The 14,496-nt window shown below is 45.1% G+C and carries 24 protein-coding genes; all 24 read right to left on the bottom strand.

Features of this window, described 5'->3' with window-relative positions:
* Positions 1 to 13: 13 nt before the first annotated feature.
* The 24 genes from secY to rpsG all read right to left on the bottom strand — a co-directional run bounded on the left by secY (position 14) and on the right by rpsG (position 14,458).
* The gene (secY, locus tag SGLY_RS02150) at positions 14 to 1,306 is read right to left on the bottom strand and encodes a preprotein translocase subunit SecY (protein WP_013623648.1); all 1,293 of its coding nucleotides are present in this window, start codon (positions 1,304 to 1,306) and stop codon (positions 14 to 16) included.
* Positions 1,307 to 1,750: a 50S ribosomal protein L15 gene (rplO, locus tag SGLY_RS02145; RefSeq protein ID WP_013623647.1), complete on the bottom strand. Its 444-nt coding sequence runs from the start codon at positions 1,748 to 1,750 to the stop codon at positions 1,307 to 1,309. It lies immediately after the preceding gene.
* Between the two features lie 45 nt (positions 1,751 to 1,795).
* Positions 1,796 to 2,296 carry a 30S ribosomal protein S5 gene (gene rpsE, locus SGLY_RS02140; protein ID WP_013623646.1) on the bottom strand — a complete coding sequence of 167 codons (501 nt, stop codon included), beginning with the start codon at positions 2,294 to 2,296 and terminating at the stop codon, positions 1,796 to 1,798.
* Between the two features lie 26 nt (positions 2,297 to 2,322).
* Positions 2,323 to 2,691 (bottom strand): 50S ribosomal protein L18, encoded by a 369-nt coding sequence (gene rplR, locus SGLY_RS02135; protein WP_013623645.1) that lies wholly within the window; start codon positions 2,689 to 2,691, stop codon positions 2,323 to 2,325.
* A 45-nt stretch (positions 2,692 to 2,736) separates the two neighbouring features.
* Positions 2,737 to 3,279, bottom strand: a complete 543-nt coding sequence (gene rplF, locus SGLY_RS02130; RefSeq protein ID WP_013623644.1) for a 50S ribosomal protein L6 — start codon at positions 3,277 to 3,279, stop codon at positions 2,737 to 2,739.
* Between the two features lie 17 nt (positions 3,280 to 3,296).
* Entirely contained in the window at positions 3,297 to 3,695 is a 399-nt protein-coding gene (gene rpsH / locus SGLY_RS02125) for a 30S ribosomal protein S8 (RefSeq protein ID WP_013623643.1), read from the bottom strand.
* Between the two features lie 30 nt (positions 3,696 to 3,725).
* The gene (locus tag SGLY_RS02120; RefSeq protein ID WP_013623642.1) at positions 3,726 to 3,911 is read right to left on the bottom strand and encodes a type Z 30S ribosomal protein S14; all 186 of its coding nucleotides are present in this window, start codon (positions 3,909 to 3,911) and stop codon (positions 3,726 to 3,728) included.
* A gap of 19 nt (positions 3,912 to 3,930) precedes the next feature.
* Positions 3,931 to 4,470: a 50S ribosomal protein L5 gene (rplE, locus tag SGLY_RS02115; protein ID WP_013623641.1), complete on the bottom strand. Its 540-nt coding sequence runs from the start codon at positions 4,468 to 4,470 to the stop codon at positions 3,931 to 3,933.
* A 20-nt stretch (positions 4,471 to 4,490) separates the two neighbouring features.
* A complete protein-coding gene (gene rplX / locus SGLY_RS02110) occupies positions 4,491 to 4,835 on the bottom strand; it encodes a 50S ribosomal protein L24 (RefSeq protein ID WP_013623640.1) in 345 nt (114 codons plus the stop codon).
* A 29-nt stretch (positions 4,836 to 4,864) separates the two neighbouring features.
* Positions 4,865 to 5,233, bottom strand: a complete 369-nt coding sequence (gene rplN, locus SGLY_RS02105) for a 50S ribosomal protein L14 (RefSeq protein WP_013623639.1) — start codon at positions 5,231 to 5,233, stop codon at positions 4,865 to 4,867.
* Positions 5,234 to 5,297: 64 nt separating this feature from the next.
* Entirely contained in the window at positions 5,298 to 5,558 is a 261-nt protein-coding gene (rpsQ, locus tag SGLY_RS02100) for a 30S ribosomal protein S17 (protein WP_013623638.1), read from the bottom strand.
* A 25-nt stretch (positions 5,559 to 5,583) separates the two neighbouring features.
* A complete protein-coding gene (rpmC, locus tag SGLY_RS02095; protein ID WP_013623637.1) occupies positions 5,584 to 5,784 on the bottom strand; it encodes a 50S ribosomal protein L29 in 201 nt (66 codons plus the stop codon).
* On the bottom strand, positions 5,771 to 6,220 hold the full coding sequence (gene rplP, locus SGLY_RS02090; RefSeq protein ID WP_013623636.1) for a 50S ribosomal protein L16: 450 nt from the start codon (positions 6,218 to 6,220) through the stop codon (positions 5,771 to 5,773). Before rplP ends, rpmC begins: the two co-directional genes overlap by 14 nt.
* Positions 6,221 to 6,883: a 30S ribosomal protein S3 gene (rpsC, locus tag SGLY_RS02085; RefSeq protein WP_013623635.1), complete on the bottom strand. Its 663-nt coding sequence runs from the start codon at positions 6,881 to 6,883 to the stop codon at positions 6,221 to 6,223.
* Between the two features lie 4 nt (positions 6,884 to 6,887).
* Positions 6,888 to 7,229 (bottom strand): 50S ribosomal protein L22, encoded by a 342-nt coding sequence (gene rplV, locus SGLY_RS02080; protein WP_013623634.1) that lies wholly within the window; start codon positions 7,227 to 7,229, stop codon positions 6,888 to 6,890.
* 22 nt (positions 7,230 to 7,251) lie between these two features.
* Positions 7,252 to 7,533, bottom strand: coding sequence for a 30S ribosomal protein S19 (rpsS, locus tag SGLY_RS02075; protein WP_013623633.1), 282 nt, complete (start codon positions 7,531 to 7,533; stop codon positions 7,252 to 7,254).
* Positions 7,534 to 7,553: 20 nt separating this feature from the next.
* Positions 7,554 to 8,381, bottom strand: coding sequence for a 50S ribosomal protein L2 (rplB, locus tag SGLY_RS02070; RefSeq protein WP_013623632.1), 828 nt, complete (start codon positions 8,379 to 8,381; stop codon positions 7,554 to 7,556).
* Positions 8,382 to 8,412: 31 nt separating this feature from the next.
* Positions 8,413 to 8,700, bottom strand: a complete 288-nt coding sequence (gene rplW, locus SGLY_RS02065; RefSeq protein WP_013623631.1) for a 50S ribosomal protein L23 — start codon at positions 8,698 to 8,700, stop codon at positions 8,413 to 8,415.
* The gene (rplD, locus tag SGLY_RS02060) at positions 8,693 to 9,322 is read right to left on the bottom strand and encodes a 50S ribosomal protein L4 (protein WP_013623630.1); all 630 of its coding nucleotides are present in this window, start codon (positions 9,320 to 9,322) and stop codon (positions 8,693 to 8,695) included. The genes rplW and rplD overlap by 8 nt, the downstream gene beginning before the upstream one ends.
* Before the next feature lie 24 nt (positions 9,323 to 9,346).
* Positions 9,347 to 9,976 carry a 50S ribosomal protein L3 gene (gene rplC, locus SGLY_RS02055; RefSeq protein WP_013623629.1) on the bottom strand — a complete coding sequence of 210 codons (630 nt, stop codon included), beginning with the start codon at positions 9,974 to 9,976 and terminating at the stop codon, positions 9,347 to 9,349.
* A gap of 180 nt (positions 9,977 to 10,156) precedes the next feature.
* Positions 10,157 to 10,462, bottom strand: a complete 306-nt coding sequence (gene rpsJ / locus SGLY_RS02050) for a 30S ribosomal protein S10 (RefSeq protein ID WP_013623628.1) — start codon at positions 10,460 to 10,462, stop codon at positions 10,157 to 10,159.
* A 165-nt stretch (positions 10,463 to 10,627) separates the two neighbouring features.
* A complete protein-coding gene (gene tuf, locus SGLY_RS02045; RefSeq protein ID WP_013623627.1) occupies positions 10,628 to 11,830 on the bottom strand; it encodes an elongation factor Tu in 1,203 nt (400 codons plus the stop codon).
* A 33-nt stretch (positions 11,831 to 11,863) separates the two neighbouring features.
* Positions 11,864 to 13,942: an elongation factor G gene (gene fusA / locus SGLY_RS02040; RefSeq protein WP_013623626.1), complete on the bottom strand. Its 2,079-nt coding sequence runs from the start codon at positions 13,940 to 13,942 to the stop codon at positions 11,864 to 11,866.
* Between the two features lie 45 nt (positions 13,943 to 13,987).
* Entirely contained in the window at positions 13,988 to 14,458 is a 471-nt protein-coding gene (gene rpsG, locus SGLY_RS02035) for a 30S ribosomal protein S7 (protein ID WP_013623625.1), read from the bottom strand.
* Positions 14,459 to 14,496: the final 38 nt, after the last annotated feature.

The raw sequence follows: 14,496 nt of genomic DNA, 5'->3' as shown, positions 1-14,496 counted from the left end.
CTTTTTATACCCCCTACTTCAGGAATCCCTGGTAATGACGCTGCAGAAGCTGTGCTTCTACCTGTTTCATCGTTTCCAGCGCAACACTGACAACGATCAGCAAAGATGTCCCACCAAGGGCAAGATTAGGAATTCCAGTTGTTCCCATGATCAGAGCGGGCAGCACAGCAATGATTGCTAAAAATACACCGCCGGCCAAGGTCACTCGGTTCAAAATTCTCATAAAGTATTCTGATGTAGGACGGCCTGGCCTGATTCCAGGCACGAACCCGCCGTTCTTTTTCAGATTGTCCGCCAAATCAACAGGGTTGAATGTTATCCCGGTATAAAAATACGTGAAGAATATAATCAAACCCGCATAAAGGATCATATAAGGTATGCTTGTAAATGACCCGCTGATACTCATATATTTATGAACAAATACGGCAAATCCGGAGGTCTGAGGCATCCATGTTGCAATAGTGCTTGGGAATGCCATCAGTGAGACTCCAAAAATGATTGGCATTACACCGGCCTGGTTGACTTTAAGCGGAATATGCGTACTCTGTCCGCCATAAACACGGCGTCCAACAACTCTTTTCGCATATTGGACCGGTATTCTGCGCTGTCCTTCCTGGATGAAAACTACCCCGGCTATTACGATAACACATAGTAATAAGATGCCAAGTATGGCCAGCCAACTGACTTCTCCTACACTTAACAAGCTATACAGGTGTTTTATTGCATCCGGGATTCCCGCTACGATACCGGCGAAAATAATCAAAGAAATTCCATTGCCGATACCTTTTTCCGTAATCTGCTCACCCAGCCACATCAAAAACGCTGTTCCGGCTGTCAGGACGATTGCGACCGTAAAATAAAGCGGAACTTTTAAAGCAGTGCTTGTTGAGATCAGTGCTCCGCGCAGTCCAAAGGTCAAACCAAAACCCTGGATAAAACCCAGCACTACGGTTGCATACCGAACATACTGCATGATCTTTTTCCTGCCGTCTTCGCCTTCTTTGGATAATCTCTCCAAATAAGGCACGACTACGGTAAGAAGCTGAATTATGATCGATGCTGTAATATAGGGCATAATACTCAGTGAAAACACTGAGAACCTTTTCAAAGATCCACCGGAAAATGTGTTAAAAAAGTCAAATATTCCGCCGCTGCCCATCATCTGCTGAAGTGTATTTCTATCCATAAATGGAATCGGAATATGTGCTCCAACTCTGAATACCAGCAACATAAGCAAGGTGAATGCGATTTTCTTACGAATGGTTGGAACTTGCCATGCATCTTTTAAGGTTTCTAAAAGTGCCATTTATTCCACCTCAACTTTTCCACCGGCCGCAGCAATTTTTTCTGCAGCTGTTTTGCTGACCTTATTAACTTTGACTGTCAGAGCCTTGGTGAGTTCTCCGTCACCCAGAACTTTGACTCCATCAAGAACTTTTTTCACTAAACCCGATTCGATCAGAGTTTCCAATGTTACTTCAGCGCCGCTCTCAAATCTTTCTTCGAGATCGGACAAATTCACAATGTTATACTCTTTAGCAAATATATTGGTAAACCCACGTTTCGGAAGTCTACGGGCCATCGGCATCTGACCGCCTTCAAATCCCGGTCGTACACCGCCCCCTGAACGAGCTTTCTGTCCTTTATGACCCCGGCCGGCTGTATTGCCTAACCCTGAGCCATTCCCCCGTCCTACTCTTTTGCGTGATTTGGTTGACCCCTCTGCAGGCTTAAGTTCATGGAGTTTCAAATCCAAAACACCTCCTTACTGTCTGCCATTTAGCATGATATTACATTAACCGTAAATTTCTTCTACCGACTTGCCACGCAGCTTCGCTACATCACTGTCTCGTTTCAGTGATTTCAATCCGGTCATTGTGGCATTGACAATATTATGCGCATTCGAAGAGCCTAAGGATTTTGTCAGAATATCTTTGATTCCCGCTACTTCAAGTACGGCACGCACCGGACCGCCGGCAATAACACCGGTTCCTTTTGAAGCCGGTTTCAAAAGCACTTCTCCTGCTCCGTAAACACCTAATATAGGATGGGGAATTGTCGTTCCTCTTAAAGGGATTGAAACAAGATTTTTCTTTGCATCTTCAACACCCTTGCGAATAGCTTCCGGTACTTCACTGGCTTTACCAAGTCCGGCTCCTACTATTCCGTTACCATCACCTACAACAACCAAAGCACTGAAGCTAAAACGCCGACCACCTTTAACAACCTTGGCAACACGAGCGATATGGATAACTTTCTCGGTAAGTTCTAACTTACTGGGATCAATGATTGACAATGAGTTTCCCTCCTTTTCCGTTAGTATTAGAATTCAAGCCCTGCTTCTCTGGCAGAATCAGCTAAAACGGCTATCCTTCCATGATACAGATATCCCCCGCGGTCATAGACAACTTTATCCAGTCCTTTGTCCAGAGCCCTCTTCGCGATCATTTCCCCGACTTTCTTCGCACCTTCTGTATTGCCGCCATATAATTCTGTTTGCTTAAATTCCGGTTCCAGAGAAGAAGCTGCACAAAGAGTTACTCCCAGCTCGTCATTGATGATCTGAGCATAAATATGATTGATACTCCTGTATACCGCCAATCTTGGTCTCTCAGCGGTACCCTGGACTTTCTTTCTCACACTGTGATGTTTGCCACGACGAACTTTATTACGGTCAACTCTCTTAATCAAGTTCTTTCACACCTTTCCTATGCGACAAGAGATTTTGCCCTTGTCTTACTTCTTACCGCCCGTTTTTCCCTCTTTACGACGAACAACCTCATGTTCGTACTTAATTCCCTTACCTTTGTAGGGTTCCGGTTCACGTTCCTTACGGATATTTGCAGCGAATACGCCTACTTTCTCCTTATCAATCCCTTTTACAGAGATTTTATTGGGAGCAGGGACTTCAATCTGGATTCCTTCCCATGGCTCTATTTCAACAGGATGTGATTTTCCTACAGCCAAGACAAGCTTTTTCCCCTGAAGCGAGGCCCGATACCCTACACCAACCAGCTCTAGATTTTTACTGTAGCCATTGGTTACACCTTCAACCATGTTAAATAAGAGCGAACGGGTCAGGCCATGCATCGAGCGATACAACGGTTCGTCATTGGGACGAGTCACCAAAATTTGCTGGTTTTCCACTGTAACAGTTACTTCAGCGCGCAGTTCCCTGCTCAGAGTACCTTTCGGACCCTTAACCGTTACGTTGTTCCCATCTATGGTTACCTCAACACTGTTGGGTATAGCTATTGGTTTCCTTCCAATTCGAGACATTACTACACCTCCGTTCTTTACCAAATATAGCAGATTACTTCGCCGCCAAGCCCTTCCTGGCGGGCTTTTTTGTCAGGCATAATACCTTTGGAGGTAGATATTATTGCAACACCAAGACCCCCAAGAACTTTGGGAATTTGATCTTTTTTCGCATAAACGCGAAGACCGGGACGGCTGATCCGCTTGATTCCAGTGATTACTCTTTCGCGGTTGGTTCCATACTTCAGGTACAGCCTTAAAATTCCTTGCTTATTATCTTCAATATAATCAAAATCCTTGATAAAGCCTTCTTCTTTTAGTACTTCAGCAATATCCTTTTTAATACTGGATGCCGGTACTTCAACTTTATCATGGTATACTATTCCTGCGTTGCGGATGCGTGTCAGGAAATCTGCAATCGGATCTGACATTGACACTGTTGTCTTCCCCCTTTCTCCAAATCATGCTTACCAGCTGGACTTAGTGACGCCTGGCAGTTCACCCTTGTATGCCAACTCTCTGAAGCATATCCGACATATTCCGAATTTGCGCATATAGGCATGCGGACGACCGCAAATTTTACAACGGTTATGCCAGCGAACAGAATATTTCGGCTTGTTCGATTGGCGAACAATCATTGATTTCTTGGCCATTTTTTAGCCTCCTTATATTCTAGTCACGAAACGGCATTCCATATCCCCGGAGCAGTTCTTTCGCCTCTTCGTCTGTGTGCGCTGTTGTTACGAAGACAACATCCATCCCGCGCAGCTTATCGATCTGATCGTAATGAATCTCCGGGAAAATCAGCTGTTCCTTAATCCCAAGTGTATAATTTCCACGGCCATCAAAGGATTTGCCTGATACACCCTGGAAGTCCCGCACTCGCGGAAGTGCTATATTAATCAGCCTGTCGACAAATTCATACATGCGGTCTCCACGCAGAGTCACTTTAACTCCGATTGGCATACCGGCACGCAGTTTAAATCCTGCAATCGACTTTTTGGCGCGGGTAACTACAGGCCTTTGACCCGAGATCGTCATCATATCCGCTACTGCTCCATCAATGGCCTTCGGGTTAGATATCGCTTCCCCCAACCCTATATTTATGACTACCTTATCTAAACGAGGTGTCTGCATAATATTTTTGTATCCAAACTTTGTCTGGAGAGCAGGGGTAATTTCTTTCCTGTATATTTCTTTTAAACGAGCCACCTGAGTACCTCCCTTCCAAATTATTTCTTCGTGCTGTCCACAAAGCTATGTCCGCATTTTTTGCAGACTCTGAATTTACCTTGTTCTGTTATCTTCATACTCCGCCTTGTTACTGAATTGCATTCTGTGCAGTACAGCATAACATTGGAGCTATTAATTGGGGCTTCCTTTTCTACAATCCCACCTTGAGGCAATGCTTTTGTCGGTTTGGTATGTCTCTTTACGATATTGACCTGTTCGACAACTACCCTGTTTGCCTTAGGCAGTACTTGCAATACTTTACCTTTTTTACCGGCATCTTTGCCGGTTATGACCATAACCGTGTCGCCTTTTCTGACATGAACCTTGTGATTCTCGGCGGCCATTAACTTTCACCTCCGTCCGGCACGTTATCTTACAATACTTCCGGTGCTAACGAAACAATTTTCATATAGTCTTTTTCTCTTAATTCACGGGCCACCGGTCCGAAAATACGGGTACCTCTCGGGCTTTTATCATCCCTGATGATTACGGCAGCATTTTCACTGAATCTAATATAAGAACCATCGGCTCTCTTGATTTCCTTGGTTGTACGGACAACCACCGCTTTAACGACATCTCCCTTTTTGACAACGCCACCTGGTGTTGCTTCTTTAACTGAAGCAACGATGACATCGCCAATGGAAGCATAGCGACGCTTTGAGCCGCCCATCACCCGGATACAGAGAAGTTTCTTTGCTCCAGTGTTATCTCCAACCTTTAGTGTAGTTTCAGCTTGGATCATCCGGTGTGACCTCCCTTCTGTTGCTTGAATTCAATTTATACTCTTTGTTTTATTCCCGTCAGTATTACAGAACAACGGCCTTTTCAACGATATTGACCAGTCTCCAGCGTTTTTCCTTGCTTAAAGGCCTGGTTTCCATAATTAAGACAATGTCTCCAATTTTGGCTTCATTGTTCTCGTCATGAGCTTTATATTTTTTGGTGTTTTTCACGGTCTTTTTATATTTAGGATGGCTTTCCAAGGTTTCGACCGCTACAACAATGGTTTTATCCATTTTGTCACTGACTACTTTTCCGTATCTTTCTTTACGCTGTGTTCTTTCCACTGTTCACTGCCTCCTTTCCCAATCCTCAAGCACGGTTAAGTTCGCGCTCACGCAGAATGGTCTTTCCTCTGGCGATTCCTTTACGTACATCTCTGATACGCATTGGATTATCCAGCTGTCCTGTCGCTAATTGGAAACGCAAATTGAACAGTTCGGTTTTCAGCTGGTCGATTTGCTTTAAGAGTTCTTCATCCGTCATGTCTCTTAAATTCTTACTCTTCGCCATTTGCGTCACCTCCAGCCTGTTCAGCAACTTCTTCCCTGCGGACAAACTTGCATTTGATCGGGAGTTTATGCATAGCAAGACGAAGTGCTTCACGAGCTACTTCTTCCGAAACTCCTGCGAGTTCAAACATTACTCTGTTGGGCTTTACAACCGCAACCCAGTATTCGGGCGCCCCTTTACCGCTACCCATACGGGTTTCGGCAGGCTTTGCCGTGATTGGTCTGTCCGGAAAAATATTGATCCACACTTGACCGCCACGTTTGATATAACGGGTCATGGCAATACGGGCCGCTTCAATCTGACGATTGGTGACCCAGGCCCCTTCCAGCGCCATCAGGCCATATTCCCCATAGGTTACCTTATTCCCTTTGTATGCTTTCCCTTTTATACTGGGACGAAATTGCTTACGGTGTTTTACTCTGGTAGGTACAAGCATTTATTTTCCTCCTTCCTCCTGAGCAGCTTTCTTGGTCGGAAGAACTTCTCCTTTGTAAATCCAGACCTTGACGCCGATTTTGCCGTAGGTTGTATCAGCTTCAGCAAAACCATAATCAATATCGGCACGCAGGGTATGAAGCGGTACTTTTCCTTCGTTATACCATTCGGTACGAGCGATTTCCGCTCCACCAAGACGTCCGCTACATGAGATTTTGATCCCTTGGCCGCCTGCACGGATGGTGCGTCCGACTGTCTGCTTCATTGCCCTACGGAAAGATACTCTTTTTTTCAGTTGTTGAGCCACGCTTTCTGCAACCAATTTGGCATCCAGTTCAGGTTTCTTGATTTCTACAATGTTTACGGCAACCTGTTTTCCACCGGTCAGTTTTTCTAAATCCCTGCGCAGATTCTCAACTTCCGTGCCGCCGCGCCCAATAACAATACCGGGTTTAGCCGCATGAATGGATACTTTGACCCTGTTGGCTGCTCTTTCAATCTCAACCTTGGGAACTCCAGCCTGTTGAAGTTTCTGCACGACGAATTTACGAATCTGAAGGTCCTCGTGGAGGAGATCACCGTAGTTCTTATCAGCATACCAGCGGCCTTCCCATGAACGGATAACTCCGATACGAAGACCATTTGGATTAACTTTTTGACCCACTTCCTTAGTCCTCCTTCTTATCCCCGACTACTACTGTGATATGACTGCTTCTTTTCCGAATCCTGTCTGCTCTTCCCATAGCACGAGGCATTATGCGCTTCATGGTTGGTCCCTGATCGACAAAAATTTTGGTGACATACAGATCATCGGCACTCAATTCTAAATTGTGTTCTGCATTGGCTACTGCCGACCGCAGAACTTTACTCACAGGTTCGGTGGAACCTTTTGGCGTAAAACGCAAGATAGCCAGTGCCTCCTCAACTTTTTTTCCGCGGATCAAGTCAACAACCAGGCGGACCTTGCGAGGAGAGATACGGACATGTTTTGCAATTGCCTTAGCTTCCATATTTGCTTACCTCCTCTTCAAGTTATCTAAGTCCACTGGACTTTTCGCTGCCGGCATGACCTTTATAAGTTCTGGTCGGTGCAAACTCACCGAGCTTGTGCCCAACCATATCTTCTGTTACATATACCGGAACATGCTTGCGTCCATTATGGACTGCTATCGTATGACCTATCATTTGGGGAAATATTGTTGATCTTCTCGACCAAGTTTTCAATACCTTTTTTTCCCCTGCCTGGTTCATATCTTCTACCCTTTTCAAAAGGCGGGCCTCAACAAAAGGTCCTTTTTTCAGAGATCTGCTCATTCTGAGGTCTCCTTTCGTTTCTACTTATCTCTGTGTTTAACAATAAACTTCTCACTGAGACTTTTCTTCTTGCGGGTCTTAGCTCCCAGTGCCGGTTTGCCCCAAGGGGTAACCGGATTGCGGCCGATTGGGTTACGGCCTTCACCACCGCCGTGGGGATGGTCTACCGGATTCATAACCGCACCGCGGACCGTCGGGCGGATACCCAGCCAACGGCTTCTTCCCGCTTTACCGATAGAAACATTTTCATAATCCAGATTTCCTACCTGGCCAATAGTCGCCCGGCATTCGATATGGATCATCCTCATTTCACCGGAAGGAAGCCTGAGCGTCGCATATTTACCTTCCTTAGCCATAAGCTGAGCAGAACCCCCTGCTGAACGCACCAGTTGTCCGCCTTTGCCTTTTTTCAGCTCAATGTTATGCACCAGTGTACCAACCGGGATATTTTTGAGTGGAAGGGTGTTTCCTACCTTTATATCAGCATCCGCTCCGTTAATGATCTCCTGTCCGACTTTAAGTCCGAGAGGAGCAATAATGTACGCTTTGCTGCCATCGGCATAATTGAGAAGCGCAATATTTGCTGAGCGGTTAGGATCGTATTCCACACTGGCCACTCTGGCCGGAATACCTTCCTTGTTTCTCTTGAAATCAATGATACGGTACATTCTTTTGTGCCCGCCGCCTTTATGGCGGACCGTCAAGCGTCCCAGATTATTTCTGCCGCCTTTTTTACGCAGGGGAACCAGCAATGAACGCTCGGGCTCAATTCTTGTTATTTCTTCAAAAGTCAAAACCGTCATCTGTCTGCGCCCCGGTGATGTCGGCTTAAATGATCTAGTTGGCATTTATTTCCCTCCTTTGCCTGAGGTGGTTATATTACAAACCAGCAAATCCTTCAATTTTATTTCCCTCTTTAAGGGTGACAATGGCTTTTTTACGATTGGAAGTGCGGCCAAGATAACGACCGACTCTCTTTTCTTTGCCCTTCACTGTCATGGTCGTGACTTCTTCAACCTGGACTTTAAACATTTTTTCGACTGCCGCTTTAATTTCAATCTTATTGGCTGCAGGATTTACCCAGAAGGTGTATTTGTTTTGTTCAATCATCCCTACCGACTTTTCAGAGATAGTAGGATAGATCAGGACATCTCTCGCGTCACGCATTTCCATACACCTCCTCCGCTTTGATTACAGCCTGTTTAGAAATAACCAGCACATCATGTTTTAAAAGATCCACAACATTAATGCTTTCCGCACTCGCTGTTTTGACCCCCTGAATGTTACGGGCTGAAAGCTGAACATTCTTGTCACTGCCTTCTGTTACGACCAAGGCTTTTCTGTCCACCTTTATCGCTTCCAGGAATTTCACCATATCTTTTGTTTTTGGTGCATCAAATTTCAGATCATCAACGACAATCAGATTACTTTCATTGACCTTGCTGGAAAGAGCTGAGCAGAGGGCAAGACGCTTTACTTTCTTGGGAACTTTTTTGCTGTAATCCCTTGGTTTTGGCCCAAATACGATACCGCCGCCTCTCCAGAGAGGAGAACGGATCGTACCTGCTCTCGCCCGGCCGGTCCCTTTTTGACGCCATGGTTTGCGTCCGCCGCCTCTGACTTCACTGCGTCCCAGAGTAGAATGCGTTCCTACTCTGGCATTCGCCATCTGCGCTACAACTACCGAATGCATAACACCGATATTCGGTGTTACACCAAATATTCGTTCGTTAAGTTCTATTTCTCCAACCGGAGAACCCTGCATGTTCACTACTTGTACTTTTGGCATTGCCTCATCCTCCTTTCTCTGGAATTATCCGTTTTTACTTGTCTTCTTTAGAATGAGCAAACTTTTTTTAGCACCAGGTACACATCCTTTAATCAGGATGAGATTTTTATCAGCATCAACCCTGACGATCTCCAGATTTTGAACAGTTACCCGTTCACCACCCAGACGTCCGGGTAATTCTCTTCCTTTAAAAACACGGGCCGGGCCTTTCGCACCCATTGAACCTGTTCTGTGATGGTATTTTGATCCGTGTCCCATTGGACCGCGGCGGCCGCCGTGACGTTTATGCATACCGGCAAAGCCCTTACCTCTGGAAGTTCCGACAACATCGATCTTGTCACCGGTGCTGAATACATCCGCATTGATTGTCTGACCAATTTCGAATGATTCGACATCATCTGTTCTGAATTCTCTGATGAAACGCGACGGTTTAACATCTACCTTTTTAAAATGACCCAGTTTAGGTTTATTGACCAGTCTCTCTCTGATCTCACTAAACCCGACTTGGATAGCGTTATAACCGTCTGAAGCCTGAGTTTTTTTCTGAAGAACATAGCAAGGGCCCGCTTCCACTACTGTCACGGGAATAAGTTTGCCGTCTTCGAGAAAGATTTGGGTCATTCCAATTTTCTTTCCCAAAATTCCTTTAGACACGACGCCACCTCCTAAACACTTTGAAGTGCACCGAACTCTTCGGAGCACGAGAGTGCCTATTAATATTTGTAACTTTGATATTTTCATGCGAAAACCGGAGGTCTAGTTCCACACCTCCGGGTGTTTCGCAGTGCAAACATAAATATTTTACCACATTACCTTGCGGATTACCAGTAATAATTATAACTTTATTTCAATATCCACACCTGAAGGGAGATCAAGTCTCATCAGGGCATCCACAGTTTTGGAAGTCGGATCAATAATATCGATCAGACGTTTATGCGTCCTCATTTCAAACTGTTCGCGAGAATCTTTGTTGACATGAGGAGAGCGAAGTATGGTATATACACTCTTCTCTGTGGGAAGAGGAATCGGTCCGCTGACACTGGCACCGGTTCTCTTTGCGGTCTCAACAATTCTTTCTGCGGATTGGTCAAGTGTTTTGTGGTCAAATGCCTTGAGACGGATTCTGATTTTCTGGTTCATTGTAAACCCTCCTGTTATTTGTCTGTTGTACAGACCGTCCACGTAAAAATTACCTGTCCGAGCGGAGTCACCCAAAGGCAGCAACCTTTTACGCACTGTCTCCTGTTTGGGGCACAAATTGGGAAGCTGCTTAGGAAACAGCTTCCCAATACTTCAATCCGATTACTAATCAAGAACTTTAGCAACTACTCCCGCGCCAACGGTACGTCCGCCTTCACGGATAGCAAAACGGAGTCCTTCTTCCATCGCAATTGGGGTAATCAGTTCGCAGGAAATTGTAATTCTGTCGCCAGGCATAACCATTTCGACACCTTCCGGCAACTGGATTACACCGGTAACGTCTGTTGTACGGAAGTAGAACTGAGGACGGTAGTTATTGAAGAATGGGGTATGGCGACCACCTTCTTCTTTACTCAAAACGTAAATTTCACCCGTGAATTTGGTATGTGGTTTAATGCTTCCCGGTTTAGCCAGAACCATTCCGCGTTCGATATCTTTACGTTCCACACCACGGAGAAGTGCTCCGATATTGTCTCCGGCCTGAGCCTGGTCTAACAGTTTGCGGAACATTTCAACACCGGTGCAAACACTCTTGCGAGGCTTTTCTGTCATCCCAACAATTTCAATTTCATCACCGACTTTGAGCACTCCACGTTCTACACGGCCGGTAGCAACCGTACCACGGCCTGTGATTGTGAATACATCTTCCACAGGCATCAAGAAAGGTTTGTCAATCGCACGTTCCGGATTTGGAATATAGCTGTCAACGGCCTCCATCAGGTTCCAGATCTTTCCGCACCATTCGCAGTCTTTTTGTCCACAGCCACATTCAAGAGCTTTCAGGCCTGATCCCTGTACTACAGGAATGTCATCACCAGGGAATTCGTATTCACTTAAGAGTTCACGAACTTCCATTTCAACAAGTTCGAGAAGTTCAGGATCATCTACCATATCAACTTTGTTCATCCAAACTACGATATAAGGAACACCTACCTGACGAGCGAGCAGAATGTGCTCACGGGTCTGAGGCATAGGACCGTCTGCAGCTGAAACAACCAGGATTGCACCATCCATTTGAGCTGCACCTGTGATCATGTTTTTAACATAGTCAGCATGTCCCGGGCAGTCGACGTGCGCATAGTGACGATTTGCTGTTTCATATTCAACGTGTGCGGTAGAAATTGTGATACCACGTTCACGTTCTTCCGGAGCTTTGTCGATCTGATCGAAAGCTGTAGCTACTGCACCACCTGCTTTGGAAAGAACATAAGTGATTGCAGCTGTAGTCGTTGTTTTACCATGGTCAACGTGACCGATAGTTCCTACGTTAACGTGTGGTTTTGTACGTTCATACTTTTGTTTTGCCATTTGAATTCACTCCTTGACAAAAATATTATTTATTTAGTTACCTTGCCTTTTGGCTATAATGCCTTCGGCAATGTTTTTGGGTACTTCCTCATAATGATCGAACTGCATAACATAAACGCCTCTACCTTGAGTACGAGAACGAAGTTCTGTCGCATAACCGAACATTTCTGAAAGTGGCACAAATCCGCGAATAATTTGGGCTCCTGAACGGGCTTCCATGCCTTCAATACGACCACGTCTTGAGTTCAAGTCGCCAATTACATCTCCCATATATTCTTCCGGAACAGTAACTTCCACTTTCATCATCGGTTCTAGTATTACAGGACTTGCTTTAGCAGCACCGGCTTTGAAAGCCATAGAGCCGGCAATTTTAAATGCCATTTCAGATGAGTCAACATCATGGTATGAGCCATCATATACTGTAGCCTTGATATCAAGAACTTGATAGCCTGCAACAATACCATTTTGCAGCGCTTCCTTAATTCCTGCCTCAATTGGTGAAATATATTCTTTAGGAATAGCTCCGCCAACAACTTTACTTTCAAAGACAAAACCCGAACCCGGTTCCAGAGGCTCAAGTTCAATCCAGCAGTGACCATATTGTCCGCGTCCGCCAGATTGACGTACAAATTTGCCTTCAGATTTAACAGTTTTACGGATTGTTTCTTTATAAGCAACTTGAGGACGTCCGACATTGCAATTTACTTTGAACTCTCTCAGGAGTCTATCGACAATAATCTCCAGATGAAGTTCCCCCATGCCCGAGATGATCGTCTGGCCCGTCTCTTCGTCCGTACGCATTTTGAAGGTTGGATCCTCTTCAGCGAGTTTAGCCAATGATCCCCCCAACTTTTCCTGGTCTGCTTTGGTTTTCGGTTCAATTGAAATATGAATAACCGGCTCTGGGAATACCATGGCCTCAAGGATAATTTGGTTCTTTTCATCACAGAGGGTATCCCCTGTGCTGACTTCCTTAATACCAACAGCTGCTGCAATATCTCCCGCCCTGACTTCTTCTACATCTTCACGATGATTGGCATGCATACGGAGAATCCGACCGATTCTCTCTCTTTTGCCTTTGGTAGAATTCATGATATAGGACCCTGCTGTCAGAACTCCGGAATATACTCTGAAGAATGTTAACTTACCAACATAAGGATCGGACATAATTTTAAATGCCAGAGCTGAGAATGGAACGTTGTCATCAGATTTTCTTTCATCTTCCTCATGGGTATCCGGGTTTACCCCATGAATTGGAGGAACGTCAACAGGAGAAGGCATATATTCCACAACTGCATCCAATAAAGGCTGAACGCCTTTATTCTTGAAAGAAGATCCGCATAAAGCCGGAATAAAATTCAATCCAATTGTTCCTTTACGTAAGGCAGCTTTAACTTCTGATTCAGAAATTTCTTCACCTTCGAGATATTTCATCATCAGGTCTTCATCCACTTCAGAAATAGCCTCTAACAGTTTCTCACGGTATTCTTGGGCAATAGGAAGGATATCTTCCGGGATATCTGTTGTTTCACTGGTTGTGCCTAAATCATCGGTGTAAATCATAGCCTGCATGGTTACCAAATCAACAATTCCTTTAAATTTATCTTCAGTTCCGATCGGGATCTGAATAGGAACCGGATTGGCATCCAAACGTTCGATAATCATATTTAAACCGCGAAAGAAATCAGCGCCTACTCTATCCATTTTGTTAAAATAGGCGATACGGGGTACACCGTATTTGTCCGCTTGCCGCCATACAGTTTCTGACTGTGGTTCAACTCCGCCTACAGAACAAAATACAGCAACTGCTCCGTCGAGTACGCGCAAGGAGCGCTCAACTTCGACGGTAAAGTCAACGTGTCCGGGTGTGTCAATGATGTTAACATTATGGCCCTTCCATTGACAGGTGGTCGCAGCAGAAGTAATTGTGATCCCACGTTCCTGCTCCTGAACCATCCAGTCCATGGTCGCTGCGCCATCATGCACTTCACCAATTTTATGCACACGACCGGTATAAAACAAAATACGTTCTGTGGTTGTCGTTTTACCGGCATCAATGTGCGCCATAATACCGATATTACGAGTTTTTTCCAAAGGAACTTGCCTTGCCACTTATGATCAGCCTTTCTCTGGGTTTCTTGGCTATCACTGAATTGGTTACCAGCGATAATGAGCAAAAGCCCTATTTGCTTCAGCCATTTTATGGGTATCTTCTTTTTTCTTGTATGCTCCGCCAACTCCGTTGGCCGCATCCATTAACTCGCCCGCAACTTTCTCTTCCATGGTTTTTTCTCCTCTTTTACGAGCATATTCAACCAACCAGCGAAGAGCAAGTGTCTGTTTGCGGTCATTTCTGACTTCAATCGGAACCTGATAGTTGGCCCCGCCAACCCTGCGCGCTTTTACTTCGAGTACAGGCATAACATTTTTCAGCGCCGCTTCAAATGTCTCAATTGCATCTTTGCCTGTCTTTTCCTGAATCAGATTAAACGCCCCGTAGCAAATTGCTTCGGCTGTTCCTTTTTTACCGCTCAGCATAATCTGATTAATAAATTTGGTTACAATCTTGTTCTTATATATAGGATCTGGTAATATTTCTCTTTTAGCTATATATCCTTTACGTGGCAATTCAGTTCCCCCTTTCTGAAAACATCTATGCCGTTCTG

The organism is Syntrophobotulus glycolicus DSM 8271 (assembly GCF_000190635.1).
In the GTDB taxonomy this organism is placed as follows: domain Bacteria; phylum Bacillota; class Desulfitobacteriia; order Desulfitobacteriales; family Syntrophobotulaceae; genus Syntrophobotulus; species Syntrophobotulus glycolicus.
This window is presented reverse-complemented; position numbering and strand designations above follow the sequence as displayed.

What these genes read in the sequence shown, in the direction of transcription:
- rpsJ (WP_013623628.1), bottom strand. Translation starts at nt 10,462, where the DNA reads ATGAACCAGAAAATCAGAATCCGTCTCAAGGCATTTGACCACAAAACA.
- rplD (WP_013623630.1), bottom strand. Translation starts at nt 9,322, where the DNA reads ATGCCAAAAGTACAAGTAGTGAACATGCAGGGTTCTCCGGTTGGAGAA.
- rplV (WP_013623634.1), bottom strand. Translation starts at nt 7,229, where the DNA reads ATGGAAGCTAAGGCAATTGCAAAACATGTCCGTATCTCTCCTCGCAAG.
- SGLY_RS02120 (WP_013623642.1), bottom strand. Translation starts at nt 3,911, where the DNA reads ATGGCCAAGAAATCAATGATTGTTCGCCAATCGAACAAGCCGAAATAT.
- rplW (WP_013623631.1), bottom strand. Translation starts at nt 8,700, where the DNA reads ATGCGTGACGCGAGAGATGTCCTGATCTATCCTACTATCTCTGAAAAG.
- rplB (WP_013623632.1), bottom strand. Translation starts at nt 8,381, where the DNA reads ATGCCAACTAGATCATTTAAGCCGACATCACCGGGGCGCAGACAGATG.
- tuf (WP_013623627.1), bottom strand. Translation starts at nt 11,830, where the DNA reads ATGGCAAAACAAAAGTATGAACGTACAAAACCACACGTTAACGTAGGA.
- rplP (WP_013623636.1), bottom strand. Translation starts at nt 6,220, where the DNA reads ATGCTTGTACCTACCAGAGTAAAACACCGTAAGCAATTTCGTCCCAGT.
- rplF (WP_013623644.1), bottom strand. Translation starts at nt 3,279, where the DNA reads ATGTCTCGAATTGGAAGGAAACCAATAGCTATACCCAACAGTGTTGAG.
- rplX (WP_013623640.1), bottom strand. Translation starts at nt 4,835, where the DNA reads ATGGCCGCCGAGAATCACAAGGTTCATGTCAGAAAAGGCGACACGGTT.
- rpmC (WP_013623637.1), bottom strand. Translation starts at nt 5,784, where the DNA reads ATGGCGAAGAGTAAGAATTTAAGAGACATGACGGATGAAGAACTCTTA.
- rplN (WP_013623639.1), bottom strand. Translation starts at nt 5,233, where the DNA reads ATGATCCAAGCTGAAACTACACTAAAGGTTGGAGATAACACTGGAGCA.
- rpsS (WP_013623633.1), bottom strand. Translation starts at nt 7,533, where the DNA reads ATGAGCAGATCTCTGAAAAAAGGACCTTTTGTTGAGGCCCGCCTTTTG.
- secY (WP_013623648.1), bottom strand. Translation starts at nt 1,306, where the DNA reads ATGGCACTTTTAGAAACCTTAAAAGATGCATGGCAAGTTCCAACCATT.